Annotated in this window: 1 protein-coding gene and 1 pseudogene; one reads left to right on the top strand and one right to left on the bottom strand. The window is 53.5% G+C overall.

Annotation, left to right across the window (positions count from 1 at the left end; genetic code table 11):
- Positions 1-42 precede the first annotated feature (42 nt).
- Positions 43-384, top strand: a pseudogene (locus tag INT21_RS02170) (FAD-binding protein); the annotation flags it as partial.
- A gap of 719 nt (positions 385-1,103) precedes the next feature.
- On the opposite strand, the gene INT21_RS02165 reads toward INT21_RS02170, so the two are convergent.
- Positions 1,104-4,187 carry a tyrosine-type recombinase/integrase gene (locus INT21_RS02165; protein WP_226930569.1) on the bottom strand — a complete coding sequence of 1,028 codons (3,084 nt, stop codon included), beginning with the start codon at positions 4,185-4,187 and terminating at the stop codon, positions 1,104-1,106.
- Positions 4,188-4,307: the final 120 nt, after the last annotated feature.

The raw sequence follows: 4,307 nt of genomic DNA, 5'->3' as shown, positions 1-4,307 counted from the left end.
ATGATCGCTTAAACGAGTGTCCACTGTTGCTGGGTAAGATCAGTTATCTCCGGCGGCCGCGGCATGGGCAACGGCGAAAACTTCAAGCTGCTCGACGGCATTGCCGACAAGCTGGGCGCGGCGATTGGTGCTTCTCGCGCCGCGGTAGATGCAGGCTTTGTACCCAACGATATGCAGGTCGGTCAGACGGGCAAGATCGTCGCCCCGGATCTGTATATCGCCGTGGGGATCTCGGGTGCCATCCAACACTTGGCGGGCATGAAAGACTCCAAGGTGATCGTCGCGATCAACAAAGACGACGAAGCACCGATCTTCCAGGTGGCCGATTATGGCCTGGTGGGCGATTTGTTCGAAATCCTGCCAGAGCTTGAGAAAAAGCTGTAAACTTTAAGAAATGGATTTAACCGGCCAGCGCATCACCCCTTGCTAACTTGTCCGCTGACGTAGAAGGCCCTAGCGATGATTTAATGTGTCGGTTGTTTCGTCGAGCCGAAAGTCGATTCAGGTTATCTTGAGAATAAACTAACATGTCACTGTCTTTGGGATGCTACCTTAAAGAACCGTCAGAGCGTAGCGAATTCAAGCCCACCAGAAGTGACTTCAGTAGAACAAAGGCACACATCGCACTGCACATCTGTGACGGTTTCAATTTCAACCTTTTCAGTAATTTTCATCTCTATCTCCAGCACCAACCAACAGAACCCTTACCCAGCAAATAGCTTCGATCTTAGATTGCTGCTTTTACGCCTTAGGCAGATTGTTGATGTAGCATATAGTGTTTACTCCACCGCTTAATGGAAGCGTTCTGGATGCCCAAGGTCTCCGGAATAACCGGGGCGGTTCAGTATGTGCTTGTGGGGTAGTATATATCCAAGTCCGTTTTAACCGCTTAACTAACAGAAGGGGTCAGCCCACCAAGACTCTTCTTAGGTCTTTCCTAGTTATACTCCCGCCGCCACGCCTCGATGACTACCATTTGTTATTAGCATATCAACCCTGACACACTAGATCAGACAGCAACAGCTCAAGCTGTACACAGGTAACCAGCTTAGAGAAACGGCACAAAAAAACGGCGACTCCAGCAGGAGAAGTGTCGCCTATTCCTACCTCACTTTAGAGCTCCCATGTTGGGCGACCGTAGCCATTACGATACACGCCATCACCAGCATATAGCGCACGGGGTAGCCACTTCGAGAGCGCTTATTCTCATTGACTACATAGAAAGTAACGTTGCCCGTGCCCAGCGGTTTTGAAAAACGGTTGCCTGGACGCTTAGCTTGCCATTCCACCTTATGTTGATGTGAGGGAAGCCGCTTCTTCCATTCACTCAGCTGCTGCTTCTCAGACAGGGACGATCGCGCACTGGGTGTCAGCTCAACGACTGCTCTGATGCGAGCATCCAGACCCAGCACCCAACTCACAAAGGCCAAGCCATCATCGGCATCGCGAATCCATACATGACCGTCGGTGGCACGGTGGTAGCGGTAGAAAAAACGAAGATGCCTACGCAATTCATCCGGATGATGGCTAAACCACCACGACCAGATGGCTTGGTACATCGCATTCGCCACTGGGCGTTCCGCCAGCGAGCGCGGCATTGCCAGGCGTGGGTGGGCAAAATCATTCGGTGCTGACTGCTTACCTTTCGTCATCCGGTAGTGACGAAACGCGCTCATCCCCTGCCGCGTGCGCGCTGTTAGAACCCTCCGCGCGCAAGACGTTAGCCGCTCTGCCTCGCCTTTACACAAATTAAAGATATGCTCAACGTCGTCAAAATCGCGTTGATACAAAGCATCCAGCGCAGCGGCGACCTGCTCCAGCGATAGCTGACTCAGACCTTGGCGCTCAAGCAGTATCTTGGCTGGCAATTCAGGATAGGGGGCTAGCGCCTGCTGAGCTACGTCTATCACAGAACATTTGGGAAAGGCCTTTTTAAGCCAACGTGGCGGTTTTCCCCCGAAACGCTCTTTCCATTTACGCAGGGTCGCCGGCTTGATTTGGAGCACGTTGGCCAAGGGTTCCAACTGAGCAATTGCGTGGCTCGGAATACAGCTCTCCATCGAGGAGGACTGCTTGTGGCAGTAATGGTCAAGGAGCAGGCAGGTAAAGTGCAAGTAGCTTCGTAATGTCACATCGGGGGACGCATGCCCCATCAGTTGCGCGATAAAGTACAGCCCTGATCGCGTGGGCCCCTCAGCGACCTTGTCCCAAAGAAAAGCATGATGGGAAGGCCCTGACCAGGGTATCTCCACCCCATGAAAAGAGAGCAACAGATAGTTAGCCAGTGAATGACGCAGGTGATGAAAGCGCAGACTGTAATCCCCGGTGATACGTCGCATGGCTTCGTGGATCTCTGCCTGCACCTCATCATCGCGTAGTGGAGCCACCGAACCACTTCCCTCACCGAACAGCATGACTCGACCGTGAAGGGACACCTCTTGTCGATTGGCGATGAAGGCCTTGAATGCTTCCAGCTCGCTGTCCGTCAGCAGATAATGAAGCGGAAGCTGCCGCCGTGAATCATGGCTCTTAACCCCCACATACTCATTGTTACGAACCAGAAGGGTAACGTCGGTATTCTGCACCTCTTGATGAAGCAAGACATCATCTAACTGAATGGAAAGTGCTTCTCCTATCCTGAGACCAGCGCGAAATCCAAGCACAAATACCCAATAGCGAATTTGCCCCATGATGTTTGACGAGCGGGAGGCCAGAAAGCTAGCTATCAGACGATACTCATCCTCTGACAGACAATTGGCATCGGCGTGATGCGCGATAGTTGCCCCACCGTCAGCAAACACCATAGAGACGTTGGCCAGGCCTTGATCAATCACAAGAAAAGAATGGAATGAGCGCAACACCGTCCAACGGTAGTGGCGGTTTTTCTCGGTCTTGGCCTGTTCGACCACGAACTGATAGGCCTCAATGAGCGCATCCATCCGGTCCTGATCAACCGGCGTCTCCCCCAAAGCCTGCAGAAGCGGCATGCTTACACCGAGATACTTGTACAGCGTCGACTGCTTTCGCTTCTGCTTCTGATGCAAGAACAGCAGCCAGCGACACAGGCATTCAACGGTGGGAGCCATACGCTGAGAAGCAACAATGGCACTTTCCAGCTCGCGAGAAAGGTCTCGAAACCTGAGGCGTTTCTGGTTACGACGCTTATAGAGCGTATCGTGTAACGATTTCAGCAGCGCACGCCCTTCATATAACGGTTGGTCCCGCTCACAACGCTCGGTCACCATTGGCGTTAGCCCGGATCCTTCTCCTGGAAGCACATCCTCCTGCTCGGCTTTTGGCTTGGCATGCTTTACGTACCCACCGGTGAGCAGCTGATGCCAACGCTCTTCAGCAATTGACGTGCTTGGGTGTTTGCCGTGTGCGCTGTTCACGATATAAGCCGGTACATGTAAGCGAAAGGCGGTCGAGGCATGCTCGCTAAACGTCGGAAGTGACACCGGCTCAGTCTTTAAAGCGCCACAGAAATGCAGCCAAGCCGTCTGGGTATAAGTCCTCGCCTGCTGATAACCGCCACACTTCTCGCCAGGGTGGCCAAAATGCTGAATGTGGCGCATCAACACCGCTAAGGCCGACACTCCCAACAGCCAACGGCTACGTGGCAACACCCGTTTCGATTTTGGCATGCCTTCCGGTACTGTCTCATGCAGCACCAACCAGGCAGAAGCCCCGTGCACTGCCAATGTAGTGGTGGCCAATGGTAGTGAGTTCAGGTGCTTGCTGCCCAGCAGGCCGTCATTGGCAATCACACAATAAAGAAACAGCCCCCAACTGATCATTTCAGGCTCAAGCCGACGGTGTCCCTTTTTTCCATTGCCGTGCCAAAGAAGCGCCTGAAAGTCTGGCTGCTGAATCTCATGATCGGCATCCTGGCACCAGTCACGGTAATCGCTTAAATTTTTGAAGGACAAGGGCGTAAAAGGACTCGCCGCTGGCCTGACCAGGTGCAGCGGCGCTGGAACGCGCACGTCCCACCCCAACTCACGCTGCCCACGCGACAGCCCCAGTGATAAGAAGTTAACCTTGTTGCGAATTTCGACGACTGAACGGTTGTCACCGGTTTGTAGGGCTTCTTCCCACTGCTGGGCGATATCCGTCGGCACGCTGACATCCGATTCACCGCGGACAAGGCCAGGGTGCGTTTCCTGTAGCAGTTCCAGCACTGCCATTTGGTGACGACGCCTATTTAGCAGATGCTGCCGATGGCGTGCCTCGGCACCACCTGCCCCTTCCGGAACTTGTATTGTAAGCGTTCATTCCAGGACGTAGTTGACTTACTTCACGTTGCG

It is taken from the genome of Halomonas sp. 3F2F, from assembly GCF_014897805.1.
Classification (GTDB): Bacteria; Pseudomonadota; Gammaproteobacteria; order Pseudomonadales; family Halomonadaceae; genus Vreelandella.
This window is presented reverse-complemented; position numbering and strand designations above follow the sequence as displayed.

Coding starts and splice junctions, on each gene's coding strand:
- INT21_RS02165 (WP_226930569.1), bottom strand. CDS start 4,187: ATGGCAGTGCTGGAACTGCTACAGGAAACGCACCCTGGCCTTGTCCGC.